28 protein-coding genes are annotated in these 24284 nt (G+C 60.3%); 10 read left to right on the top strand and 18 right to left on the bottom strand.

Annotation, left to right across the window (positions count from 1 at the left end):
* Window positions 1-23 precede the first annotated feature (23 nt).
* The 4 genes from TG4357_RS05745 to TG4357_RS05730 form a co-directional block, all read right to left on the bottom strand.
* The gene (locus tag TG4357_RS05745; RefSeq protein ID WP_058261911.1) at window positions 24-230 is read right to left on the bottom strand and encodes a hypothetical protein; all 207 of its coding nucleotides are present in this window, start codon (window positions 228-230) and stop codon (window positions 24-26) included.
* A 171-nt stretch (window positions 231-401) separates the two neighbouring features.
* Window positions 402-602: a Flp family type IVb pilin gene (locus TG4357_RS05740; RefSeq protein ID WP_058262394.1), complete on the bottom strand. Its 201-nt coding sequence runs from the start codon at window positions 600-602 to the stop codon at window positions 402-404.
* A gap of 237 nt (window positions 603-839) precedes the next feature.
* A complete protein-coding gene (locus TG4357_RS05735) occupies window positions 840-1037 on the bottom strand; it encodes a Flp family type IVb pilin (RefSeq protein ID WP_058261910.1) in 198 nt (65 codons plus the stop codon).
* A 242-nt stretch (window positions 1038-1279) separates the two neighbouring features.
* Complete coding sequence (locus TG4357_RS05730; RefSeq protein WP_058261909.1) at window positions 1280-1474, bottom strand: Flp family type IVb pilin; 195 nt, start codon at window positions 1472-1474, stop codon at window positions 1280-1282.
* Window positions 1475-1820: 346 nt separating this feature from the next.
* Here TG4357_RS05730 and TG4357_RS05725 point away from each other — a divergent pair, with 346 nt between their 5' ends.
* Window positions 1821-2636 (top strand): lytic transglycosylase domain-containing protein, encoded by an 816-nt coding sequence (locus TG4357_RS05725; RefSeq protein WP_058261908.1) that lies wholly within the window; start codon window positions 1821-1823, stop codon window positions 2634-2636.
* A 31-nt stretch (window positions 2637-2667) separates the two neighbouring features.
* On the opposite strand, the gene TG4357_RS05720 is transcribed toward TG4357_RS05725, so the two are convergent.
* From TG4357_RS05720 to topA, 3 genes are all read right to left on the bottom strand, one after another.
* Window positions 2668-3291, bottom strand: a complete 624-nt coding sequence (locus TG4357_RS05720) for a 3-oxoacid CoA-transferase subunit B (RefSeq protein WP_058261907.1) — start codon at window positions 3289-3291, stop codon at window positions 2668-2670.
* A complete protein-coding gene (locus tag TG4357_RS05715) occupies window positions 3291-3995 on the bottom strand; it encodes a CoA transferase subunit A (protein WP_058261906.1) in 705 nt (234 codons plus the stop codon). Before TG4357_RS05715 ends, TG4357_RS05720 begins: the two co-directional genes overlap by 1 nt.
* Window positions 3996-4177: 182 nt before the next feature.
* Window positions 4178-6787: a type I DNA topoisomerase gene (topA, locus tag TG4357_RS05710; RefSeq protein WP_058261905.1), complete on the bottom strand. Its 2610-nt coding sequence runs from the start codon at window positions 6785-6787 to the stop codon at window positions 4178-4180.
* Window positions 6788-6938: 151 nt separating this feature from the next.
* On the opposite strand from topA, the gene TG4357_RS05705 reads away from it, so the two are divergent.
* Window positions 6939-7394: a hypothetical protein gene (locus TG4357_RS05705; RefSeq protein ID WP_058261904.1), complete on the top strand. Its 456-nt coding sequence runs from the start codon at window positions 6939-6941 to the stop codon at window positions 7392-7394.
* A gap of 16 nt (window positions 7395-7410) precedes the next feature.
* Here TG4357_RS05705 and dprA read toward each other — a convergent pair whose 3' ends face one another.
* A complete protein-coding gene (gene dprA / locus TG4357_RS05700; protein WP_058261903.1) occupies window positions 7411-8568 on the bottom strand; it encodes a DNA-processing protein DprA in 1158 nt (385 codons plus the stop codon).
* A gap of 94 nt (window positions 8569-8662) precedes the next feature.
* On the bottom strand, window positions 8663-10084 hold the full coding sequence (tldD, locus tag TG4357_RS05695; RefSeq protein ID WP_058261902.1) for a metalloprotease TldD: 1422 nt from the start codon (window positions 10082-10084) through the stop codon (window positions 8663-8665).
* Window positions 10085-10278: 194 nt separating this feature from the next.
* On the opposite strand from tldD, the gene coxB reads away from it, so the two are divergent.
* The 5 genes from coxB (at window position 10279) to TG4357_RS05675 (ending at window position 13733) form a co-directional block, all read left to right on the top strand.
* Window positions 10279-11127, top strand: a complete 849-nt coding sequence (gene coxB / locus TG4357_RS05690; RefSeq protein WP_058261901.1) for a cytochrome c oxidase subunit II — start codon at window positions 10279-10281, stop codon at window positions 11125-11127.
* An 87-nt stretch (window positions 11128-11214) separates the two neighbouring features.
* Window positions 11215-12153: a heme o synthase gene (gene cyoE, locus TG4357_RS05685; protein ID WP_058261900.1), complete on the top strand. Its 939-nt coding sequence runs from the start codon at window positions 11215-11217 to the stop codon at window positions 12151-12153.
* A 1-nt stretch (window position 12154) separates the two neighbouring features.
* The gene (locus tag TG4357_RS19670; RefSeq protein WP_168370971.1) at window positions 12155-12328 is read left to right on the top strand and encodes a cytochrome c oxidase system small membrane protein; all 174 of its coding nucleotides are present in this window, start codon (window positions 12155-12157) and stop codon (window positions 12326-12328) included.
* Between the two features lie 3 nt (window positions 12329-12331).
* Window positions 12332-12907 carry a cytochrome c oxidase assembly protein gene (locus TG4357_RS05680; RefSeq protein WP_058261899.1) on the top strand — a complete coding sequence of 192 codons (576 nt, stop codon included), beginning with the start codon at window positions 12332-12334 and terminating at the stop codon, window positions 12905-12907.
* Between the two features lie 25 nt (window positions 12908-12932).
* The gene (locus TG4357_RS05675) at window positions 12933-13733 is read left to right on the top strand and encodes a cytochrome c oxidase subunit 3 (protein ID WP_058261898.1); all 801 of its coding nucleotides are present in this window, start codon (window positions 12933-12935) and stop codon (window positions 13731-13733) included.
* 99 nt (window positions 13734-13832) lie between these two features.
* On the opposite strand, the gene TG4357_RS05670 is transcribed toward TG4357_RS05675, so the two are convergent.
* From TG4357_RS05670 to TG4357_RS05640, 7 genes are all read right to left on the bottom strand, one after another.
* Window positions 13833-15248 carry an FAD-binding oxidoreductase gene (locus TG4357_RS05670; RefSeq protein WP_058261897.1) on the bottom strand — a complete coding sequence of 472 codons (1416 nt, stop codon included), beginning with the start codon at window positions 15246-15248 and terminating at the stop codon, window positions 13833-13835.
* 39 nt (window positions 15249-15287) lie between these two features.
* On the bottom strand, window positions 15288-16103 hold the full coding sequence (locus tag TG4357_RS05665) for an MBL fold metallo-hydrolase (RefSeq protein ID WP_058261896.1): 816 nt from the start codon (window positions 16101-16103) through the stop codon (window positions 15288-15290).
* Window positions 16104-16191: 88 nt separating this feature from the next.
* On the bottom strand, window positions 16192-16776 hold the full coding sequence (locus tag TG4357_RS05660; protein ID WP_058262393.1) for a GNAT family N-acetyltransferase: 585 nt from the start codon (window positions 16774-16776) through the stop codon (window positions 16192-16194).
* Window positions 16776-18038 (bottom strand): M16 family metallopeptidase, encoded by a 1263-nt coding sequence (locus TG4357_RS05655; protein WP_058261895.1) that lies wholly within the window; start codon window positions 18036-18038, stop codon window positions 16776-16778. The genes TG4357_RS05660 and TG4357_RS05655 overlap by 1 nt, the downstream gene beginning before the upstream one ends.
* The gene (gene thrC / locus TG4357_RS05650) at window positions 18035-19423 is read right to left on the bottom strand and encodes a threonine synthase (protein ID WP_058261894.1); all 1389 of its coding nucleotides are present in this window, start codon (window positions 19421-19423) and stop codon (window positions 18035-18037) included. The genes TG4357_RS05655 and thrC overlap by 4 nt, the downstream gene beginning before the upstream one ends.
* The gene (locus tag TG4357_RS05645) at window positions 19420-20118 is read right to left on the bottom strand and encodes an SURF1 family protein (RefSeq protein WP_058261893.1); all 699 of its coding nucleotides are present in this window, start codon (window positions 20116-20118) and stop codon (window positions 19420-19422) included. Before TG4357_RS05645 ends, thrC begins: the two co-directional genes overlap by 4 nt.
* A 105-nt stretch (window positions 20119-20223) precedes the next feature.
* Window positions 20224-20766, bottom strand: coding sequence for an adenine phosphoribosyltransferase (locus TG4357_RS05640; protein ID WP_058261892.1), 543 nt, complete (start codon window positions 20764-20766; stop codon window positions 20224-20226).
* Window positions 20767-21099: 333 nt separating this feature from the next.
* Here TG4357_RS05640 and TG4357_RS19665 point away from each other — a divergent pair, with 333 nt between their 5' ends.
* Window positions 21100-21270 (top strand): hypothetical protein, encoded by a 171-nt coding sequence (locus tag TG4357_RS19665; RefSeq protein ID WP_168370970.1) that lies wholly within the window; start codon window positions 21100-21102, stop codon window positions 21268-21270.
* A 21-nt stretch (window positions 21271-21291) separates the two neighbouring features.
* Here TG4357_RS19665 and TG4357_RS05635 read toward each other — a convergent pair whose 3' ends face one another.
* Window positions 21292-22161 (bottom strand): S-methyl-5'-thioadenosine phosphorylase, encoded by an 870-nt coding sequence (locus tag TG4357_RS05635; protein ID WP_058261891.1) that lies wholly within the window; start codon window positions 22159-22161, stop codon window positions 21292-21294.
* Between the two features lie 65 nt (window positions 22162-22226).
* Window positions 22227-22838 (bottom strand): flavin reductase family protein, encoded by a 612-nt coding sequence (locus TG4357_RS05630; RefSeq protein WP_058261890.1) that lies wholly within the window; start codon window positions 22836-22838, stop codon window positions 22227-22229.
* Between the two features lie 114 nt (window positions 22839-22952).
* Here TG4357_RS05630 and TG4357_RS05625 point away from each other — a divergent pair, with 114 nt between their 5' ends.
* Entirely contained in the window at window positions 22953-23441 is a 489-nt protein-coding gene (locus tag TG4357_RS05625) for a GNAT family N-acetyltransferase (RefSeq protein WP_058261889.1), read from the top strand.
* Window positions 23442-23493: 52 nt separating this feature from the next.
* Window positions 23494-24261 carry an EcsC family protein gene (locus tag TG4357_RS05620; protein ID WP_058261888.1) on the top strand — a complete coding sequence of 256 codons (768 nt, stop codon included), beginning with the start codon at window positions 23494-23496 and terminating at the stop codon, window positions 24259-24261.
* Window positions 24262-24284 lie beyond the last annotated feature (23 nt).

Below are 24284 nucleotides of genomic sequence, written 5' to 3'. Positions count from 1 at the left end.
CCGGGGCGTCAACAACCGGGTATTCAGTTGGTTGCACCTGCTTCTGTCATCGCGGTTTGCATCGAACTGCTTGCCGTTTCCGCGACACTTTCGGTGCCGGAAAAAACCGGAATGGTGGCGGCAATGGCGATGCCCACAATGGCGGCGGTCAGGACAACCCATTCGATGGTCACTGCGCCGCATTCCTTCATCGAATAGCGATGAATTTTGGATTTGATCTGATGCAACATGGGCGAATCCCCCAAAAACTCGTTTGAAAAACGAAACACTCAGACAATCACAGGGGGAGGCGCCTGATTTTTTCAGCCGCATATTGCGAACTGTGGGTAACGCGGCCCTGATGATCACACAGCGCCGAACCGATAAGGGTGCGGTCTGCGATGGGACCCGGCCGGGCCGGGCTAGTTGGTCGACGTTGCGGTGCTCATGTCCGTGGTCAGATCGTTGACCAGCGTATTGCTCGCGGTGTCGATGCCATTGGAAACGGTGGCAACGGCGGCAATGCCCAGGCCAACAACGGCGGCGGTCAACACGACCCAGTCAACCGTGACGGCGCCGTCTTCGTCCTGGCGGAATTTCTTGATGAAGGTGATCATGGTCATTCTCCTGAAAAGCGACGTTTCCGGCCCCGACGGTGGCGATTCCACCTTGTTTTTGCCGTGTGCTGTCGCGGTGTAGGCAGCATTAGGGCGTCGGAATGGGGCAGGATTGCGGCGCGAAAAGGTTTTGTTCAGGACCATTTCCTGATCCTTTCATGAAACCCGGTCGCTTGCGCATTTCAGGGTTGGCCGCGCCAGATATCAGGCGCGACCTGTGGTCTGACCGAAGTCAGGCCGCAATTAGTCGCCGACAGCCGCCGCCGAAGTCATGCTGGCGCCCAGGTCGGTTGTCAGCGTGGTGGCTGCGGTGTCGATGCCGCCGCGCACGGTGGTCACGGCTGCGATGCCCAGGCCAACAACTGCTGCGGTCAGCACGACCCAGTCAACCGTTACAGCGCCGTCTTCGTCTTTGCGGAAGTTCTTGATGAAGTTGATCATGGTTTCTCTCCAGTGAATATGTGTCTCAGGTTGTCCGCAGCGGGACCGTGTCGGCTCTCTCACTGCCTGTCCCCGTCGTGGTATGACTGTATTTAGACCTTTGAATGGGGCGAGAATTGGGCGTGAAAAGGATTTGTTAACGACGTTTTCACGGTTCTTTCGGGACGGTTCCGCAGAATGAAAAAAAGGGCCGCGCCTGATATCAGGCGCGGCCCTTTGGTCTGACCGAAGTCAGGCCGGAATTAGTTGACGCCAGCCGCCGAAGTCATGCTGGTGCCCAGGTCGGTTGTCAGCGTGGTGGCTGCGGTGTCGATGCCACCCGAAACGGTGGTCACGGCTGCGATGCCCAGGCCAACAACGGCTGCGGTCAGCACGACCCAGTCAACAGTTACGGCGCCGTCTTCGTCTTTGCGGAAGTTCTTGATGAAGTTGATCATGGTTTCTCTCCAGTGAATGTATGTCTCAGGTTGCCCGCGGCGGTAACGTGTCGGCTCTCTCACTGCCTGTCCCCGTCGTGGTATGACTGTATTTAGACCTTTGAATGGGGCGGCAATTTGGCGAAAATACAATTTAAAGTAAGCAATTTGATAATTTTAATCTAATAGATATAAATCATTGAAAATAAATGTAAAAATATTGATTTTACCTGTGCTTCTTCCCTCGAATTCACAAGAATATGGCAAAAAAAAGGGCGATTGGGGCGCTTTTGCCAAGAAATCTGGCTCACGCCTTGGTTTTCTGCGATACTGTCAGGCAATAATAATGAGGCAGAGCAGGGCAGCCATGAAACCCGGCGTCCTTATATCGTTGACGGTCAGTGTGATGCTGGCAAGCGTATCGGTGCGGGCAGAAGCCCCGGCGCCGTTTCCCGACTTTACCTTCAAACGCATCTCACCGCCCAAGCCGGGGCAGAAACGGATCACGGTGCAGATCGATCCGGCTGAACAGCAGGCCGCGTTGAAAAAGCCGGTCGTCGCCAATGTGCCGGTTGAAGCCAAACCGGTCGCGGGTCGGTTTGGTTGGTTCTGGGAAACCGTGTCGCCCGATGCCGCACAAGGCAATGCCGACCGGTTGGAAACGGCGCTGGCAGCGCTGGGTAAACCACCCAAAGGGCAGGCGGTGACGGCGCCGCGGTTGAACGACATGTTGCCCATCGTTCGTGCCCAAGGGGCGGCGATGTTGCTCAACACGATCGGCACCAAGGTGTCGCCAGCCTTGGTTCTGGCGGTGATTTCGGTGGAATCCGCCGGTCGGGCGGATGCGATCAGCAGCGCCGGGGCGGAAGGGCTGATGCAGTTGATCCCGGCGACAGCGGAACGATTCGGGGTCGATGACAGCCTGAATGCGGGGGAAAACATCCGCGGGGGCGTGGCGTACTTGGATTGGTTGCTGGGCGAATTCGACGGCGATCCGATTCTTGCGCTGGCGGCCTATAATGCCGGCGAAGGCGCGGTGCGCGATCATGGCGGGGTGCCGCCCTATGCCGAAACCCGCGATTACGTGCCCAAGGTTCTGGCCGCTTATTCGGTGGCGCGTGGATTGTGTAAAACGCCGCCGCTGCTGATTTCAGACGGCTGTGTCTTTGTGACGGCGAATTGAACGCCCGGCGGTGAAGCCGGGCGCAATTTCGTCAAACGATGGTCGCTTCGGTCGCCGCTATCATGTCTTCGCGGCTGACGCCGGGGGCCAGTTCGACGATGTGCAGGCCCTTATGGGTCACGTCCAGAACGCCGAAATTGGTGATGATCCGATCCACGACGCCCTTGCCGGTCAGCGGCAGGGTGCATTCCTTCAGAACCTTGCTGTCGCCATGTTTGTTGGTGTGGTCCATGACCACCACCACACGGCCAACGCCCGCAACCAGATCCATCGCGCCGCCCATGCCCTTGACCAACTTGCCGGGGATCATCCAGTTGGCCAGATCGCCTTTTTCGCTGACTTCCATCGCGCCGAGAATCGCCGCGGCGATTTTACCGCCCCGGATCATGCCGAAGCTGGTGGCGCTGTCGAAATAGGACGTGCGGCGCAGTTCGGTGATGGTCTGTTTGCCCGCATTGATCAGGTCGGGATCTTCTTCGCCCTCGAAGGGAAACGGACCCATGCCCAGCATGCCGTTTTCCGATTGCAGGGTGATGTCCTTGTCGCCGACATAATTCGCCACCAGCGTCGGGATGCCGATGCCGAGGTTCACATACATGCCGTCTTCGAGTTCCTGCGCGGCCCGTTCGGCCATTTGATTGCGATCCCAGGGCATTATGCTTCCTCCCGTTTCCGAACAGTTCGCTGTTCGATGCGCTTTTCGTGTTCGCCCTTGATGATGCGGTGGACATAGACGCCGGGCAGGTGGATTTTATCGGGGTCCAGATCACCGGGTTCGACGATTTCTTCGACCTCGACGACGCAGACCTTGCCGCACATTGCCGCCGGCGGGTTGAAGTTGCGGGCGGTCTTGCGGAAAATCAGGTTGCCGGTGGAGTCGGCCTTCCATGCTTTGACGATCGCCAGATCGGCAAAGATGCCTTCCTCAAGGATATAGGTTTCGCCGTTGAAATCCTTGTGTTCCTTGCCCTCGGCAATCACGGTGCCGACGCCGGTCTTGGTGTAGAAACCGGGAATGCCCGCGCCACCGGCGCGCATCCGTTCGGCCAGGGTGCCTTGCGGGTTGAATTCCAGTTCAAGTTCACCCGACAGGTACTGACGCATGAATTCGGCGTTTTCGCCCACATAGGACGACATCATCTTCTTGACCTGCTTGCTTTGCAGCAAAACGCCCAGACCGAAGTCATCGACACCGGCATTGTTGGACGCGACGGTCAGATCCTTGGTCCCGGCGTCGCGGATCGCCGCGATCAGCAACTCGGGAATGCCGCAGAGGCCGAAACCGCCAGCGGCGATCTGCATGCCGTCGAACAGCAGCCCGTCCAGCGCCTCGGCAGCGTTTGCGTAGACTTTTTTCATCGATGTCTCCCTCAAAGATCTTCACGCCATGAGTGCAGCGGGCAAAGGCGGCTGTCAATGAAGACCCCCCGCGCAACAGCCCGCCGCGAACGCGCTGTCCGCTTGTAGCGAAACCATGTGGGCAGAGCCAATACGTAGTAATACGCCCGCCGCGCATTCGGTGCGGCGGCTTGATGCGGTGACTAGCCCGAGGGGTCTTCTTTCTTGGCTGCGGTTTTCTTGGCCGCCGGTTTCTTCGCCGTGGTCTTTTTGGTGGCGGCTTTCTTGGCTGGGGCCTTTTTGGCCGCCGCCTTCTTGGCCGGTTTTTTCTTGGCGGCCTTTTCGTTGACCAGTTCGACTGCCGTTTCCAGCGTCACATCCTTGGGGTCGACATCCTTGGGCAGGGTGGCGTTCACCTTTTCCCATTTGACGTAAGGCCCGTAACGGCCCTCCATCACGTTGATCGCACCACCATCGGGATGTTCGCCCAGTTCCTTGAGCGGTTTTACCGCCGCGCCGCGACCGCGTCCCGGACCGTTGGCGCGCTTTTCAGCCAACAGTTCGACCGCCCGGTTCATGCCGATTTCGAACACGTCATTCGGGTCTTTGAGATTGGCATAGACCGGTTTGGCGTCATCCGGCAGTTGGTGCATGATATAGGGGCCGAAGCGTCCGAAATTGGATTTGATTTCCCCGCCTTCGGGATGCATCCCGATTTCGCGCGGCAGGCTGAGCAGGGTCAGCGCCTTTTCCAGATCCATATCATCCTTGGACCACCCTTTGGGCAAGGAGGCGCGCGGCGGCTTCTTGTTTTCCGGGGTCGGTTCGCCGCGTTGCACATAGGGGCCGAATCGGCCTGCTTTGAGGTGGATTTCGTCTTCGCCATCCATGCCCAGAAGCCGTTCGTCGCCATCTGCGCCTTCGCCCGCGATGGGCCGGGTATAGGTGCATTCGGGATAATTGCCGCAGCCGACAAAGCCGCCGGTGCGCGAGGTTTTCAGGTGCAGCTTGCCTTCGCCGCATTTCGGGCAGATGCGCGGGTCGGTGCCGTCTTCGCGCGGCGGGTACAGTTGTGGGGCCAGCGCGTCGTCCAGCACATCCAGAACTTCGGTGATCCGCAATTCGGACGTTTCGGAAATCGCGGCGGAAAAATCGCGCCAGAACCGCGCCAGAACATCCTTGTAATCGCGTTCGCCTGCCGACACGTCGTCAAGCTGTTCTTCCAACTGGGCGGTGAAATCATAGCCGACATATTTGCGGAAGAAATTCAGCAAGAAGATCGTGACGATTCGGCCTTTGTCTTCGGGGAACAGACGGTTTTTATCCTTGCGGACATATTCGCGGTCCTGAATCGTGGTGATCACGCTGGCATAGGTCGACGGCCGGCCGATGCCCAGTTCTTCCATCTTCTTGACCAAGGTCGCTTCGGTATAGCGCGGCGGCGGCTGGGTGAAATGCTGTTCCGGGCTGATCGTGCGCTTGTCGGCCTTTTCGCCCTGGGAAATCTGCGGCAGGCGATTGTCGTCTTCGTCCACAACCACATCGTCGCGGCCTTCTTCATAGACCCGCAAGAAGCCGTCAAACAGAACCACCTGACCGGTGGCGCGCATCACGATCTGGCCGTCATTGCTGCCGATATCGACGGTGGTGCGTTCCAGCCGCGCGGCTTCCATCTGGCACGAAATCGTGCGTTTCCACACCAGATCGTAAAGCCGGCGTTGATCGGTTTCCAGCTTGGCCAACTGGCCGGGATCGCGCGACATGTCCGTCGGGCGGATACATTCATGCGCTTCCTGGGCGTTCTTGGCCTTGTTCTTATAAATGCGCGGGCTGGAGGGCACGTAGTCCTTGCCATAGCGGGTTTCGATTTCGGCGCGCGCGGCGGTGACCGCTTCGGGCGCCATGTCGATACCATCGGTCCGCATATAGGTGATGTACCCGGCTTCGTAGAGCCGTTGAGCGGCATTCATGCATTGCCGCGCACCCATGCCGAATTTGCGGCTGGCTTCTTGTTGCAGGGTCGAAGTCATGAACGGGGCCGACGGGTTGCGGCTGCCGGGTTTGGCTTCGACCGATTGAACGGTCAGGTCGCGGCTGTTGATCGCCTGAACTGCCAATTCAGCCTGAGTTTCGTTTTCGATGCTGTATTTGTCGAGCTTGTCACCGGCCAGAACGGTCAGGCGGGCTTCGTATTCCTGACCCCTTGGGGTGGCCAGAATCGCCTTGACCGACCAGTATTCGCGGGCATTGAACGCTTCGATTTCCATTTCGCGTTCAACGATCAGCCGCAGGCAGACCGATTGCACCCGACCGGCAGACCGCGCGCCGGGCAGTTTGCGCCACAAGACCGGGCTGAGGTTGAAGCCGACCAGATAATCCAGCGCCCGGCGTGCCAGATAGGCATGGACCAGATCGTTATCGACCTGACGCGGGTTTTGCATTGCTTCGGTAACGGCGGATTTGGTGATCGCATTGAACACCACGCGCGATACCGGCGTGTCCTTCTTGATGGCGCGGCGTTTGCGCAGCGCTTCTTCCAGATGCCAGCTGATGGCTTCACCTTCGCGGTCGGGGTCGGTCGCGAGGATCAGTTCGTTGTCGTCTTTCAAGGCGTCCGCGATTGCTTTGACATGTTTGCGGGAATCGGCCCCGATTTCCCATGTCATGTCGAATTCATGTTCGGTGTCGACCGACCCATCCTTGGGCGGTAGATCGCGGACATGCCCGTAAGATGCCAGAACCGTGTAATCGGACCCCAGATACTTGTTGATGGTTTTGGCTTTGGCTGGGGATTCTACGACGACAACGGGCATTGGTAAGGACAACCTTTCGAAAAATACGGCGGGCACTATAGGCGGCGCAAAATGGGCGCAGCAGGTGGGGATTGTCAATCCGCCACATAAACGGCACCCTTTCGTGGGGAATTTGCCGCGCCACGACACGGCACGCGTGAAAGGATAGTCGATGAAGGTATCAAACACCATTCTGGCCGTGGTTCTGGCGCTGGGCCTGACCGGGGGATCGGCGGCGACGGCGGGCGATTGGTATGAACCACAGCGCGGCACCGCCCTGCGCCAGGACCTGATGGACGCGCTGCGGCCACATGCCTGGTGGCAGTTGGGTAAGCCGGTGCAATTCGTCGTGGATGAATTACGCGTGTCGGGCGATGTGGCCTTTGCCATGGTGATGCCGCAGCGTCCCGGCGGCGGTGCGATCGACCCGGCGACGACCCCGATGGCGCAGCGTGGCGATTATTATCCGGACGACACTGACGGGGTCCATATGGAAGCCATTTTCGTCAAGTCGGGAAACATGTGGGTGGTGGTGGAGTTTTCCATCGGCGGAACCGATGCCTGGTGGGCCGGGTGGCCATTCTGTGACACCTGGCGTGACGTGATACCGGAATATTGTGGCGGTTGAGGCGGAGCCAGCCTGATCACGACAGCGCCAGCAAGCCGCCGGGGTGTCGTTTGATCCGGCCTTCGAGTTCCAGATCGGTCAGTACTGGCATGATGGTTTGCGGCGGCGCGTGCAGGTCACGGATCAACTGATCCTCGGCCAATGGCGACGGGCTAAGGCGGTTCAGGATTTGCCGGTGCAAGTCCGCCACCTTTTTCAGATCGGGTTTGCGCCGATCGGGCTCGGCCAATGGCAAGTCAACCTGATCTGCCGGGGCCTGTTTGGCCGGGGCAGAACGGGGCGGCAAGGCTTCGATCACGTCCTCGGCATTGCGGATCAGCCGCGCCCCGTCCCGGATCAGCATGTTGCAGCCACCGGTGCGGGCATCGAACGGATGGCCGGGCACGGCCAGCACGTCGCGGCCCTGATCGAGCGCATTGCGGGCGGTGATCAGGCTGCCCGATTTCGCTGCAGCTTCGACAATCACCACCGCTTGGGCCAGCCCGGAAATGATCCGGTTGCGGCGGGGAAAATCGCGCGGTCGCGGGTTGAGCCCGAAAGCGCGTTCGGAAATCCGCGCCCCGGTTTTCGCAATGTCCTGCCCCAGGGTGGTGTTTTCGGACGGGTAAAGCACATCCGCGCCGCCCGCCATCACCGCCACGGTGCCGGTTTGCAGGCTGGCGTGATGCGCGGCGGCATCGACGCCGCGGGCCATGCCCGATACGATGATATACCCCTGCGCGGCCAGATCCTTGGCCAATCCGCGCGCCATGCGGGTGCCCAGAGACGACGCATTGCGCGCCCCCACCAAAGCGATCATCGGCTGCAACAGCACATCCTGCCGCCCGATCACCCAGAAAAACGGCGGTGCATCCGGGATTTCGGCCAATGCGGCGGGATAATCGGGAGAGCCGATGCAGATCATGCTGGCACCGCAATGGCGGGCCGCCTGCAATTCCGCCTGCGCCACGGAATCGGGGCAGGGGGTATACGTGTCGACACCGGCGGCCCGGGCCACCTCGGGCAGCGCCTGCAACGCGGCGCGGGCCGATACGTGTTCCCCCATCAGCCGATAGAAGGTCGATACCCCGACCCGGGGCGACCGCAACAGCCTGATCCAGCTTAGCCGGTCCTCATCCGTTTGCGGGGGGCGTATCGGTTCGGGGGAAGGGGCCGTCATTTTGGGGTCGGTCATGCTGGGTCCGCCATGTTACGGACCCAGCTTTACCGCACGGGTGGTTAATGTGCGGTAAAGCGTTCTGTGGATTCGCGACGGCGTGCCTTTGGCGTCAGGCCGCTGAACCGCCGACGGTCAGACCGCCGATCATCACTGTGGGCTGGCCCACGCCGACCGGCACCCATTGCCCGGCCTTGCCGCAATTGCCCATACCGGGGTCCAGCGCCATGTCATTGCCAAGCGCCCGGATCCGTTTCAGCGCATTGGCGCCGTCACCGATCAGGGTCGCACCCCGTACCGGCGCGCCGACCTTGCCGTTCTGAACCCGATACGCTTCGGTGCAGGAAAACACGAATTTGCCGTTGGTGATGTCAACCTGACCGCCGCCGAACCCGACCGCGTAAATGCCGTCCTTCAGCTCCGCGACGATATCTTCGGGCCGCGCGTCGCCGCCCATCATATAGGTGTTGGTCATCCGTGGCATCGGTGCATGGGCATAGGATTCACGCCGTCCGTTGCCGGTGGGTTTCACCCCCATCAGTCGGGCGTTTTGCCGGTCCTGCATGTAGCCGACCAAGATACCGTCTTCGATCAGCACGTTTTTCCCCGATGGGGTGCCTTCGTCGTCAAAACTGATCGATCCGCGCCGGTCGGGGATGGTGCCGTCATCCAGAACCGTCACCCCCTTGGCGGCGACCTGCTGCCCCATCAGCCCGGCAAAGGCGCTTGATCCCTTGCGGTTGAAATCGCCTTCCAGCCCGTGCCCGATGGCTTCGTGCAGCAAGATACCGGGCCAGCCCGGCCCCAACACCACATCCATAACCCCGGCCGGGGCCGGTTCTGCATCAAGGTTAACCAAGGCGATTCGCAACGCTTCGCGCGCCTTGGCCTGCCAATCGGCGGGATCCAGAAGCCCGGTCAACCCGACGCGCCCGCCGCCACCGGCGGTGCCGGTTTCGCGGCGGCCATCCTGTTCCACGATGACGCTGACATTGACCCGGGTCATCGGTCGCACATCGCGCAGATGGGTGCCGTCGGGGCGCAGGATTTCGATTTCCTGCAGCGAGGCCGCGATGGTGGCCGATACCTGCACGACCCGCGAATCAAGCTCGCGCGAAAAGGCATCGATTTCCCGCAAGGTTTCGATCTTGACCGGAAACGACGCCCCGGCGATCGGGTCATCATCGGTATAAAGCCGCCTGTTGGTGGCTTGCGGCGGGTCGGCCAGAACGCCGCCGCCATCCCCCACCGCCAGTCGCGCGGTGGCGCTGGCCCGTTTCAGCGCGGCTTGGGAAATTTCGGTGGAATGGGCATAGCCGGTCACTTCGCCCTTGACCGCCCGCAACCCGAACCCTTCTGACGCATCGTAAGACGCATTGCGCACCCGGCCATCGTCGAAAACCAGTGCTTCGGCCCGGCGGCGTTCCAGAAAAAGTTCGCCATCTTCGGCGCCGGCGGTCGCGTCGCGCAGCAGGCCAAGGGCATGATTTTGATCCAGCGTCTGCTCGAAGGGGCGAAAAGGCATATCGCTCATGTTTGTTTTTTCCTGTCTTTCCAGCAGCCCGGATTTGATCTAAATCAAAAAAGCGTCCGTTTGCCGCAATCGGAATTGTTGTTCTGTATGACAGAATATGATTTCTAGCGACGACAAAACAATGGGATTCCACCTCAAAAGGTCGGGACCCCGCAGAAAACCGAAGAATACACCGCAACCGATCAGGGTGACATATGCGACTTATCTCTAGCCTCACGGCCGCAGCAGCAACCGCCATCGCGGCACCGGCCCTTGCCCAGGATGTCGAAACCGTCGGCAAACCCGTTTCCGGCGCGCTGGGCTTTCAGCCGGCTGCCACAGAACTGGCCCGCGACCTGCAGTCGCTGGACGGTTTGCTTTTGTACATCACCACCGCCATCTGCCTGTTCGTGATCGGGCTGATCCTTGTCGTGGTCGTGCGGTTCAACCGCAAATCAAATCCGACCCCGGCGACGTTCACCCATAATTCGCCAGTGGAAATCGCCTGGACCATCGTGCCGATCTTGATTCTGGTGGTCATCGGCGCGTTTTCGCTGCCGGTTCTGTTCAAGCAGCAGGAAATTCCCCAAGGCGACATTCACATCAAGGTCACCGGATACCAGTGGTATTGGGGCTATGAATATACCGACCACGAATTCGGCTTCGAAAGCTTCAAGCTGGAACGCGAAGATTTGGCCGAGTACGGTTATGCCGACGATGAATATCTGCTGGCCACCGACACGCAGGTCGTGGTGCCGATCAACAAGGTCGTCGTCATGGACGTGACCGGTGCCGACGTGATCCATTCTTGGACCATCCCGGCCTTTGGTGTGAAACAGGATGCTGTTCCGGGTCGGATCGCCCAGTTGTGGTTCAAGGCAGAACGCGAAGGCATCTATTTCGGCCAGTGTTCGGAACTGTGCGGCAAGGATCACGCCTATATGCCGATCACCGTCAAGGTGGTGTCGCAGGAAGCCTATGATGAATGGCTGACAGGCGCGGTCGACGAATATGCCGGCGACATGTCCACCTTGCCGGGCGTCAAGCTGGCCTCGGCCAACTAAGTCAGCGGCTGATCGCCCCGTTTCAGGGGCGGCCACCCTTTCCCACCGAAGCGCCGCGCGGGTCCGTGCGGTTTTGGAAGGCACAAGATGAGCGACGCAAGCCTGAATACACAGACCCAGACCGGCGAAGCGGGTTTCGGCGATTATTTCGCCCTGCTGAAACCGCGGGTGATGTCGCTTGTGGTGTTTACCGCGCTTGTCGGGCTGTTGGCCGCACCGGTCGACGTGCATCCGTTCATCGCCTTTTGCGCCGTGTTGTTCATCGCCGTGGGCGGCGGGGCTTCGGGCGCGCTGAACATGTGGTGGGATGCCGATATCGACGAGGTGATGAAACGCACCGCGTCGCGACCGATCCCGTCGGGCAAGGTCGCGCCGCAAGACGCGCTGGCCATCGGCATCACCCTGTCGGCCTTTGCGGTGATCATGCTGGGTCTGGCGACGAATTTTGTGGCGGCGGGGCTTTTGGCCTTTACCATCTTCTTCTACGCGGTGGTTTATACCATGTGGTTGAAACGCTGGACGCCGCAGAACATCGTGATTGGCGGCGCTGCCGGGGCGTTCCCGCCGATGATCGGCTGGGCGGTTGCCACTGGTGGTGTCAGCCTTGAATCGGTGTTGATGTTCCTGCTGGTCTTCATGTGGACGCCGCCGCATTTCTGGGCCTTGGCGCTGTTCATGAATTCGGATTACGAAAAGGCGGGTGTGCCGATGTTGACCGTGACCCATGGTCGCCGGTCCACGCGCAAGCATATCCTTGTCTATACCATCTTGCTGGCACCGCTGGCGATCGGTGCCGGGCTGACCTCGATCGGGGGTCCGATCTATATGACCGTTTCGGTGGTGTTGAACGCGCTGTTCCTGTTTGGCGCGGTGAAGATCTGGCGCCGTGACGAAGACGCGGCCAGCGCGGATAAATACCGTTCGGAAAAAAGCTTTTTCGGATTGTCGCTGATCTATCTGTTTCTGCATTTCGGGGCGATTCTGGTCGAAGCGACACTGAAACCTTATGGGCTGGGAGGCTGGTAGAATGGGGTTCGAAAAAGTCGAACACGAGCTGCACAAGCGCCGGATTGGCCGCAATCTGGGCGTTGGTCTGGTCCTGGTGGGCTTCGTTGCCATCGTTTTCGGTCTGACCGTGGTCAAGGTCACCCGTGGCGGTCTGGAACCGGCTTTCCTGCAACAACAGCAGGGGAAAAACTGAGCCATGGCGATGGATAAAAAAAGCAAAACCGTGGTGATGCTGGTCGGTGTGGTCCTGACCATGGGGGCGTTGGCTTGGGCATCGGTGCCGTTTTACAACTGGTTCTGCCGGGTCACCGGTTTTGGCGGCACCACCAATGTCGCCGATGCCGGATCGGACACGATTCTGGATCAGACCATCACGATACGGTTCGATGCTTCAAAAGATCGCGACATGCCGTGGGAATTCAAACCGGTGCAGCGGGAAATGACGCTGCGCATCGGCGAAACCGGTCTGGCCTTCTTCGAGGCCTATAACCCGACCGACCACGCCGTAGCGGGGCAGGCGTCTTATAACGTCGCGCCCTATTCGGCGGGCGGATATTTCGACAAGATCGACTGCTTTTGCTTCACCGAGCAGGTGCTGCAACCCGGCGAACGGGTCAATATGCCGGTCAGTTTCTTTGTCGACCCGGAAATCGTGAACGATCGCGAAGCGAAATTCGTTCACCAGATCACCTTGTCCTATACCTTCTACGAAATCGATCTGCCTGAGAAGCAAGCTTCGCTTTCCACGGGTAGTGACAGCAACCTAAACTAAAAAACCTTCCAACGAGGGAAACGCAATGGCGCACGAGAAAAACCACGACTATCATATTTTGCCCCCCTCTCTGTATCCCCTGATGGGTGCAGTGGCCGGGTTCGTAATGCTTTTCGGAGCAGTGCTGTACTTCCACGATCATGGCCCTTGGATGCTTCTGGCCGGGTTCGCCGGTGTTCTTTACGTGATGTTTGCCTGGTGGTCGGAAGTTGTCAAAGAAGGCAATACCGGCGATCACACCCCGGTGGTGAAGATCGGCCTGCGCTATGGCTTCATGCTGTTCATCATGTCCGAAGTCATGTTCTTCGCAGCGTGGTTCTGGAGCTTCTTCAAGCACGCCATGTACCCGATGGGGCCGCAATCGCCCGCTGTTGACGGTGTTTGGCCGCCGGTCGGGATCGAAACTTTCGATCCGTGGCATCTGCCGCTGATCAACACGCTGATCCTGCTGTGTTCGGGGGCTGCGGCCACTTGGGCGCACCACGCGATCGCGCATGAAAACAACCGCAAGGACATGATCAACGGTCTGCTGATCGCGGTTCTGCTGGGCGCGTTGTTCACCGTTTTCCAGATATATGAATACAGCCACGCGGCCTTTGGGTTCTCGGGCAATATTTATGGCGCCAACTTCTTCATGGCGACCGGGTTCCACGGTTTCCACGTGGTGGTCGGAACCATTTTCCTAGCGATCTGTTTACTGCGCGCAATAAAAGGGGATTTCACCCCCGAGGCCCATGTCGGGTTCGAAGCTGCCGCTTGGTATTGGCACTTTGTTGACGTCGTGTGGCTGTTCCTGTTCGCCGCCGTTTACATCTGGGGCGGCTGACCGTCAGGATCTTCGAAAGTTTTGAAACCCGCGCTTCGGCGCGGGTTTTTTCATTTTCGGCAAAGACGGGCCCGGAGTATTTTTGCCTAGATGAAAGCGTCAGGCGCGCAGAACCGCGCCCGGATTGAGGATGCCATTGGGATCGAACGCGGTTTTGATCGACCGCATCATCTGTAGCTTGACCGGATCGCCATAGCGTTCCAGATCCGCCACTTTCAACCGACCAACGCCATGTTCGGCGCTGAACGATCCGTCGAATTCATCGACCAGATCATGCACCGCGCGCTGCACCGCGTCGCGTTGATCAAGGTAGTCGGATTTCTGCCGGCCCTTGGCGGGGAAGACGTTGTAATGCAGGTTGCCGTCGCCCAGATGGCCGAAACAGTTGATCCGAAAATCCCCCATCCGGCGCAGGATGTCGCCGCCTTTGGTGATGAAATCGGCGATTGTGCTGAGCGGCAGGGAAATGTCATGCGAACTGATCGACCCGACTAGGCGGTTGGCTTCGGGGATCTGTTCGCGGATTTCCCAGAAATCCTGCCGCTGCTGCTGCGATTGCGCGATCAGCCCGTCGGAGACCAGACCCGCCTCCAGCCCGGCGACGAACAGGTTTTCCAGCGCCGTGGCCGGATCGATGCCGCGCGCCAGCCCGACATCGATCAGCACCATCCATTCGGGGGCTTCGGCAAAGGGTTGTCGCAGTTGCGGCAGCTTTTCGGCCAGGAATTCCAACCCGGTGCCGTGGATCAGTTCGAATGCGGACACGCCTTCGCCCATGTGATCGCGGGCCAGCGACAGCAGCGTCAGCGCGGCGGCCGGGCTGTCGACCACGATCAGCGCGGTGCCTTCACCGGCGGGCCGTGGCGCCAGTTTCAGCGCGGCGGCGGTGATCACGCCAAGCGTGCCTTCGGACCCGATCAGCAGGTCGCGCAGGTCGTAGCCGGTATTGTCCTTGCGCAGCCGGGTCAGCCCGTTCCAGATCCGGCCATCGGGCAGCACCGCTTCCAACCCGAGGGCCAGATCGCGGGTATTGCCATAGCGCAGCACGTTGACGCCGCCGGCATTGGTGGCCAGACACCCCCCGATCCGCGCCGAACCCTTGGCCGCGATCGACATCGGAAACAGCCGGTCGGCGGCCAATGCCGCCTCGTGGATATCCTGCAAGATCGCCCCGGCGTCTGCGACCATGACGTTTTCTTCGGGGTAAAGCGCGCGGATCTTGGTCATCCGTTCCAGCGACAGCAGCAGCGGCGCAGGGCCGTCCGCCATGATCTGACCGCCGACAAGCCCGGTACCGCCGCCATAGGGCACAACCGGCACCCGGGCCGCGTTCGCAGCCTTAAGCACGGCCGCGACCTGTTCCGTGCTGTCCGGGGCCACGATCGCCCCGGCCTGTCCCTTCCAGCGGCCGCGCGGTTCTTCCAGATAACGCGGATCGGCAGGGCGCAGGCAACGGTCGGGCAGGACGCTTTGCAGCGTTTCAAGGAAGGCGGGGGTGACTGGGTTCAGGTTCATGACCACAGGATTAGCAGGATCGGCCGTCCCGTCCAGCCCTCAGCGCAGGTAGCGCGGTTGTAACACCATCACGGTCGGGTTGCGCGGCAGGGTCCGCAGCGACAGGGTCAGCGTGTTGTCTTCGACCTGCTGAATGGCAAAATCACTGCCGATGCCACGCAGGAACGCCGACAGCGTGCCGTCGCCGAACCAGTGCATCGGGATCACCACCGAAGATTTCAGCCGTTGCAACACCCTGATCATCGTTGGAAGGTCCAGCGTCATGCCGCCATCAACCGGGGCCATCACCACGTCGAGCCGCCCAAGCGCGGCGTATTGCGCCGCATCCGGTTCGTGATGCAGATGGCCCAGATGGCCGATACACAGCCCCGCCACTTCGAACACGAAGATCGAATTGCCCTTGGCTTCGATCCCGCCAAAGGACCGGATATCGGTGGACACGTTGCGGATCATCATGTCGCCAAGGTCGAGATGATGATCGATGCCTTTGCCATGTTCCGCACCCCAGCCGCGCAGCACATGCGCGATGGCCGGGTCAGGGGCGGCGGTCCAATGGGTATCGTGGGCATGGTTCATGGTAACCGCATCGGGGATGTAATCGACATTGCCGATGAAGCCGGTGTAATCGGTCACGGCTCCGATCCCGCCGGGCGATTGGATCAGGAAGGACGCATGGGCGAGGTAGCTGATCCTGACGGTATAGTCGGGCAACGGGTCGCGGAACGACGCCTTGTGCAGATAAGACAGGCCCGGCGCCGCATCGGCGATGGCGATGCAATGGCTGGGTTTGCGGGTCTGGGCCGGGGCGGCATGGGCCAGCAACAGGGCGACAAGAGCGATGCTGAGTCTGATCACGGGCGCGGTCCTCTTTCCTGGGGAGGAAAGATAGAACGGTTTTGATATTTGTCACGGCCGGATTGTTCAAACGCGGCCGTTGCCGCGATCAGATCGGTTCGGTTCGTCCGCGCCGGTCCAGCCGGATACAGGCATACAGAACATGGGTGCGCCAGCGCCCGTCGATTTCCAGATAGCTTTGCGCCACGCCTTCGTATTTGAAACCGCATTTTTCCAGCAGATCGCGCGACGGTTTGTTTTCTGGCAGGCAGGCCGCTTCGATCCGGCTCAGATCCATGCGGTGAAAGGCGTGATAGACCAGCGCGTCGATCGCTTCGCGCATATAGCCCTGCCGGGCATGCGCTTCACCAACCCAATAGCCCAGCGTGCCCGACTGGGCCGGGCCGCGGCGGATATGGTCCAACGTGATTGCACCGACCAATTCTTCACCGTCGCGGCGGAACATGAACAACGGCAACGCGGTGTCGTTCTTGACCGCGCGATTGGCCCAATAGACCCGGTTGGCAAAGGCTTTGCGGCCCAGGTGATCGTTCGCCCAGGACGGTTCCCAGGGTTTCAGAAAGGCCCGGCTGCTACGGCGCAAACCGGTCCAGGGCCGAAAATCGGCATGTATCGGCGGCCGCAACGTCAGGCGTTCGGTTTCGATCCGGACCTGTCGTTTGGGCCTCAGCATCATGCTGCACGCCTTTGTTGCAGCGTCGCCAATGAGGGCGCGTGTTCGACCGGGCCGTAAAGCGCCAAAGCGGCGGGCGCGCTGACCGCCATGGTTTCGGCAAAGGCGCTGACGTCTTTCAGGCTGACATTGTCGATCTTGGCGACGACTTCTTCGACATCTGGCACCCGGCCCCAGATCTGCACCATCCGGGCCAGCCGTTCGGCGCGGTTCGACGGGCTTTCCAGCCCCATCAGAAGACCGGCCTTCATCTGCACCCGGGCGCGGGCAATTTCTTCTTCGGTCATGTCTTCGGCGGCGCGTTTCATTTCGTCCAGCGTGACGGTTGCCAATTCATCCAGCTGATCGGCAGAAGTACCAGCATAGATGGTCATCATGCCGGTATCGACATAGGCCCCCGCCTGGGCGAAAATACTGTAGCAAAGCCCGCGTTTTTCACGGATTTCCTGGAACAGGCGGCTCGACATGCCGCCACCCAGCGCATTGGCGTAAACCTGTGCAGCATGGATTTGATCGCTGCCGTAATCGGGGCTTTCGAAGGCCAGCGCGAAATGCGCCTGTTCCAATGGTTTGACCTTGCGGAATTCACCGCCCTGGAAGCTGGCGCTGTCATGGGTTGTGGTGATCAGCGGCGACAGGTGACCGAACAGTTTTTCGGCCTCACGCACCAGCGCGTCGTGATCGACGGCACCGGCTGCCGACAGGATCATCTGACCGGGGCCGTATTGTTCGGCCACGAAGCGGGCCAGATCTTCGCGGGTAAAGCTGCTGACCTTTTCCGCCGGGCCCAGAATGGTGCGGCCCAGCGCCTGACCGGGATAGGCCTGTTCCTGCAGCCAGTCGAAGATCACATCGTCCGGCGTATCGAGCGCCTGACCGATTTCCTGCAAGATCACGCCGCGTTCGATTTCGATTTCGCGGTGTTCGAAGATCGGGTTCAGCACGATATCGGCCAGCACATCCAGCGCCAGCGGCACATCGGCCTGCAATACGCGGGCGTAATAGGCCGTTACTTCGCGCGACGTATAGGCGTTCATGTAGCCGCCGACATCTTCGATGGTTTCGGCAATCTGTAGCGCGGTTCGGGTCTTGGTGCCCTTGAAGGCCATATGTTCCAGAAAATGCGCGATGCCATTCTGTTCCAGCCGTTCATGCCGACCGCCGGCCAGCACCCAGATGCCGATAGAGGCCGATTGCAGGCCGGGCATGTTTTCGGAAACGATCCGGAACCCGTTGGAAAGGGTATGAAGCTCTACTGTCACTTGGCAATGCGATCCTTGATCAAATCCTCGATGGCACCCAGATCATTGGCGATCCGGCTGACCCGTTCCGAACGGTCATACAGGTCGGCCATGCGGGTCGGCAAGTCCGGGTGTTGACCGCTTGCGGCTTCGACCGCTGCGGGGAATTTGGCCGGGTGCGCGGTGGCCAGGGTGATCATCGGCACATCCGCGTCGCGCAGTTCATTGGCCACCTTGACGCCGACGGCCGAATGCGGACACAGCAATTCGCCGGTGGTGTCGAACAACGTGCGGATGGTGGCGCTGGTTTCGGCTTCGGAACAATGGCCGCTGTCGAAGACTTCGCGTAGCGCCTGCAACGCGCCTTGGCTGACGGTGAAGCCGCCCGCGCTGAGTTCTTCCATCAGTTGCGCCACCGCTGCGCCGTCTTGATCATAGGCGTAAAACAGTGCGCGTTCGAAATTCGAACTGACCTGAATGTCCATCGACGGGCTGATCGAGGGCACCACCCCATCGGGGCGGTAGTCGCCGCTGCTCAGGCAGCGATGCAGGATGTCGTTCTGGTTGGTGGCGACCACCAGCCGGTCGATCGGCAGGCCCATCCGCTTGGCGATATAGCCCGCGAAGATGTCGCCGAAATTGCCGGTGGGGACGGTGAAGCTGACCTTGCGTTGCGGCGCGCCAAGGCTGACGGCGGAGCTGAAGTAATACACCACCTGCGCCAGAACCCGGGCGAAGTTGATCGAATTGACCCCGGCCAGATGCACCCCGTCGCGGAAGTCGAAATCGTTGAACATGTCCTTCACGCGGGCCTGACAATCGTCGAAATGCCCATCCATCGCCAAAGCATGCACGTTGCTTTCGGCGGGGGTGGTCATTTGCCGCCGCTGGACTTCGGACACCCGGCCATGCGGGAACAGGATGAAAACGTCGACCGCTTCCAGCCCCTTGAAGGCTTCGATCGCCGCCGATCCGGTGTCGCCGCTGGTGGCGCCCGCGATGGTCACATGCCCGCCCGACCGTTTCAGCGACGCCTGAAACAGCTGACCGATCAGCTGCATCGCGAAATCCTTGAACGCAAGGGTGGGACCGTGGAACAGTTCCAGCAGGAAATGGTTGCTGTCCAGCTGCACCAGAGGCGCGCGCGCGGCATGGCCGAACCCGGCATAGGCCTTGGCGATGATGTCGCGGAATTCGTCATCGGTGAAACAGTCCCCGATGAAGGGCTTCATGATGCGAAACGCGGTTTCTTCATAGCTCAGCCCGGCCAGTGCCGCGATGTCATCGGGGCTGAGCGTCGGGATGGTTTCGGGCAGGTACAGCCCGCCATCGCGGGCCAGCCCGGTCATCATGGCTTGTTCGAAATTCAGAACGGGCGCTTTGCCACGGGTCGAGATATATTTCACGGCTTGGTCCCTTCGTGCGGGTTGCGTGTAGATTTATAGATGCGCCACAGGAACAGGCCAAGCATCGCCAACCAAACGGCGGCTAGCCCATACCATGTAACGGCATATTCGAAATGATCGTTAGGGATGCCGTCGGTGCCGACCGGCAGCGGCGATACCGGTGCATCGTCGAACGACGTGTTGCGCGCGATCAGCAGAACCGGTTCGGTGTTCAGGTCTTGCGCCATGATCCCGAGGTCGCGGGCGAACCAGATATTCGCGGCGCGGTCATTTTCCGGGGTGAAGCCGTCGCGTTCATCGGGCCAGTGCAGATTGCCGGTGACGGTGACAACGCCAGCAGGGGGGGCGGAGGGGTCGATTTCCAGCCCAACAAAGCCGCGATCCACCAGGATGCGGCGGCCTTGTGCGGTTTCCAGCGCGTCGATCAGCCGATAGCCGGCCCCGACGGTTTTCTGGCTGACCAGCACCCGTAGCGTCGGCGGGGTTATCGTGCCGGTGACCGTGACCGGCAGGAACCGGTCCCGGACCGGATCGGGGTCGGCGGGCAGGGCGACCGGATCGGCGTGAATACGGGCTTCGATTTCGGCCAGAACACCCTGTTTCCAATGCAGCCGCTGGACCTGCCAACTGCCCAATGCGATCAGCACGGCAGCCCCAAGCAATCCAAAGAACAAAGGGAATATCAATCGGCGCATCGGTTCTTTCTGGTCATCGACGAAGACAAAGGGCGCATGACTATGACGCGCTTTGCTTTCTTGCCTGTTGTGGCCGGTTTTTCAACCGGAAAGACCATGGAGGCATTACAGCCCGTCGAACGCGCATAGCGCATGAATGTCGAAGCCCAGCCCCTGCAGCCGGTCGCGCCCCCCCAGTTCGGGCAGATCGACAACAAAGGCGCAGCCGACGATCTGACCACCCAGCCGTTCGATCAGCTTGATCCCGGCCTCGGCGGTGCCACCGGTGGCCAGCAGGTCATCGACCAGAAGGATGGTTTCCCCCGGCTCGATCGCGTCATCGTGGATTTCAACGATCGCTTCGCCATATTCCAACTGGTATTCTTGGCTGATCGTGGTGTGGGGCAGCTTGCCTTTCTTGCGGATCGGCACAAAACCGGTGCCCAGCTGATGCGCCACCGCGCCGCCAAGGATGAAACCGCGCGCTTCCAACCCGACCACCTTGTCGATGCGCTGTCCGGTATAGGGATGCAGCAATTGGTCGACGCACATGCGGAACCCGCGCGGATCGGCGAAAAGCGTGGTGACATCGCGGAACATGATCCCTTCATGCGGGAAATCAACGATGGTGCGAATGTAATCTTTGACGGTTTTGGGGGCCTGACCCATGGCGTTCTTCCTTGAAACGGATTTCCCTGCAGGTTTCGCAAGGCTGGATCAGGGTTTCAAGGGCCAGATAGATAAACGCCGCCCCGAAGGGCGGCGGCGATGCCTATTCAGCGGTCATTCGAGAAAAACCGGTAGAATTTGTTCGACAACCAAGGGACATGCGGTTTGCGCCAATCCATGCGGTCGCGCACAAGCATGCTTTTTGCTGAAAGAAGGTTCATTTTATCTTTCCTTTTCGCCTGTAATGCCGCAATTAGTATTTGTGCAGCGAGTTGCTGTATTATGTATATACAGTGTATATGCGAAAATTTCAAGCACGAACGAGGATCACGCGTGCCGAAGAAAGATGCAAAGAAATCCAGCAAGAAAGACAGTCAGTTGGTTTTGCGTCTGGATAAGGACGAACGGGACGACTTTGTCGAATTGTGCAAGGAGATGGATACCAGCGCCGCGCGTGAAATCCGCCGGTTTATCCGGCACTTCATGAGCGAACATCGCGAATAAGACGCCCGGATCAGGGGCCGGTTACAACACCCGACCCGCCACCGCATCCAGTTTCGCGACCATCGCCGGGTCGCGCGCGTCTGGCGCGGTCAGGATGGCGTAATCGAGCGCCCGATCGCAGCCGTGCGGGCAAGGGGCACGATCCGTACCCAGCAGCACCGGCAGCCGTTTGACCAGATCCCGGCCCTTGTCGGCATTGCCGGTCAGGGTGGCGATGATGTCGGAAATATCGACTTCGCCATGATGCGGGTGCCAGCTGTCGTAATCGGTGATCATTGCAACAGAGGCATAGCAAAGTTCGGCTTCGCGGGCCAATTTCGCTTCGGGCATGTTGGTCATGCCGATCACGTCACAGCCCCAGTTTTCCCGGTACAGCTTCGATTCCGCCAGCGACGAAAACTGCGGTCCCTCCATCGCCAGATAGGTGCCGCCCTTATGCACGGTGATCCCGGCGTCCTTGGCGGCGGTATAACAGGCGTCGGACAGGCGCGGGCAGGTCGGGTGGGCGACGCTGACATGGGCGACGCATCCCGCGCCGAAGAAGCTTTTGTCGCGCGCGAAGGTGCGGTCGATGAATTGATCCACGATCACGAAATCGCCCGGCGCCCTGTCTTCGCGAAACGACCCACAGGCCGACACGCTGATCACGTCCGTCACGCCCAGCCGTTTCAGTGCGTCGATATTGGCGCGGTAGGGCACGGTGGAAGGCGAATGGACATGGCCGCGGCCGTGGCGGGGCAGGAACGCCATGTTCACGCCGTCAAGGTTGCCGGTCAGGATCTGATCCGACGGGGCCCCCCAAGGGCCGGACACGCTGACCCATTCGGCGTTTTCCAATCCTTCGATATCATAGATACCTGATCCGCCGATGACGCCGATATAAGTGTTCATGGTTCCTGACTTCTCCTGTTGTGGCGGTGCCAGATTACGCACCCACAGCGCGGGGACAAGTCATCTCAGCCGTTGTCGTCGGGGCGCGACAGGGCAAACAGGTCTTTGACGACGGAATAATCCCGATACCCCAACCGCGCCAGCGGCTGAAACGTGGTGACGTCGAAAACACCGTCTTTCAGGCAATCGTCGCGCATATGTATGCCGGTCACTTCGCCGATCACCATCCGGTTGGCTTCGCCGTCCAGTTCAATAATCTGGCGCAATTTGCATTCCAGCACCGCCGGGGCGTCGACCACATAAGAACACGGGATGGTGTTGCAGTCGGCCTTGGTTAGCCCGGCATGGGCGAATTCATCATCCACAGCGGCCAACGAAGCGGAACTGGCATTCATCGCATCGCGCAGGGCGTAAGACACCACATTCACCGCGAACACGCCGGTTTCGCGGATATTGGCGACGCTGTCCTTGGTGCCATCCTGATCCGGCTTGGTGCCGGTCGAACAGAACATCACCTGCGGCGGCACATAGGCAATCGCGTTGAAAAAGGAATAGGGCGCCAGATTGTCATGGCCGTCCGCGCTGCGGCTGGAAATCCAGCCGATCGGTCGCGGCGTGACGATGGCGTTGAAGGGATTGTGCGGCAATCCATGTCCGTCTTTGGGTTCGTAAAACAACTGCCCTTCGCCTCCTGTCTGCGACTGCCCTTTGTGGTTTGTGTCAGGCCTAGCGCCGTGCTAGTGGCGTTTCCACCCGAAAGTCAAATCCCAATAGGCAATATCGAGGCGGCTTTGTATACGCTGAACCCTGAAACAGCAGATGATTGGTGGGAAGTCGAGGCGCTTTACGACCTGTGCTTTGCCCCCGGCCGAACCGCGTTGTCGTCCTATCGTCTGCGCGATGGCGTCGATCCGGTCAGGTCGATGTCGCTGGTTGCGCGCGACGCGGATGGGATATTGGCGGGGGCGATCCGGTTCTGGCCGGTGCGGGTGGGCGGACAGCCCGCCCTGTTGCTGGGACCGGTGGCGGTGCATCCGACACGGCAGGGCGAAGGATTGGGCGGTTTGCTGATCCAGTCGGGGCTGGAACGCGGTCGGGCCGAAGGTCGGGACCGGGTGATGCTGGTGGGCGATGCGCCTTATTACACCCGGTTCGGGTTCAGCAGGCTGAACAATGTGATCATGCCGCCGCCGACCAACCCCGACCGGGTATTGGGCTATGCGGTGTCTGAGGGGGCATGGGACGGCGTGAGTGGTGACGTTACCCGCATTGACGCTTGAAACCTCAGCCGGAATAGCCATTTTTAGGCTAGGCTGAACAAAAGGTTCAATCATGCTGATCGAAAACGCTGCGACAGAAATCGTTGATTTAGAGGCGGAATTGGACCAATTGGCCCTGCGCTATCGCAAGGCCGGGGGCTTGGGTATTCAGGTGCTGAACATGATCGGCGGTCAGGCCGATCAATTGCTGGACCGGCTGCCCGAAAGCATTCGCGGCAATCTCGACGGGGCGACCGAAACCGCGCTGGGTCTGGCGATGAAGGCGGCGCATCGTTCGCGCGGGGTGATCGGAGATCAGCCGGGGTGGTTGAACACGACCGTGACAACCGCGATGGGCGCGGCGGGCGGGTTTGGCGGTCTGCCCTCGGCAATGGCCGAATTGCCGGTCACCACCACCATCCTGCTGCGGTCGATCCAGGGCGTGGCAGCAGAGCAGGGGTTCGATCCGGCGGCGGAAAACGTGCAATTCGATTGTATCCGGGTGTTTGCCTCGGCCGGGCCGCTGGATCATGATGATGGGGCCGATCTGGCGTTTCTGACGTCGCGGATGACGTTGCGCGGTGCCAGCTTGCAAGCCTTGATCGCCAAGATCGCACCGCGTCTGGCCAATGTTCTGGGGCAGAAACTGGCAGCGCAGGCGGTGCCGGTTCTCGGGGCAATGGCGGGGGCGGCAACGAATTACGCCTATACCAGCTATTATCAGGACATGGCGCATGTGCATTTCCGGCTGCGCCGTTTGGCAATCGAAGCCGACACGGCGCAGGATCAACTGGTGGATCAACTGCGGCAGCGGGTGACCCCGCGCGTTTCCGAAAGCTAGCGCTGCAAAGGCGATTGCGGGCC

The sequence above is a fragment of the Thalassovita gelatinovora genome, from assembly GCF_001458355.1.
In the GTDB taxonomy this organism is placed as follows: domain Bacteria; phylum Pseudomonadota; class Alphaproteobacteria; order Rhodobacterales; family Rhodobacteraceae; genus Thalassobius; species Thalassobius gelatinovorus.
The sequence above is the reverse complement of the archived record's forward strand: the minus strand, read 5'-3'. Positions and strand labels throughout refer to the sequence as shown.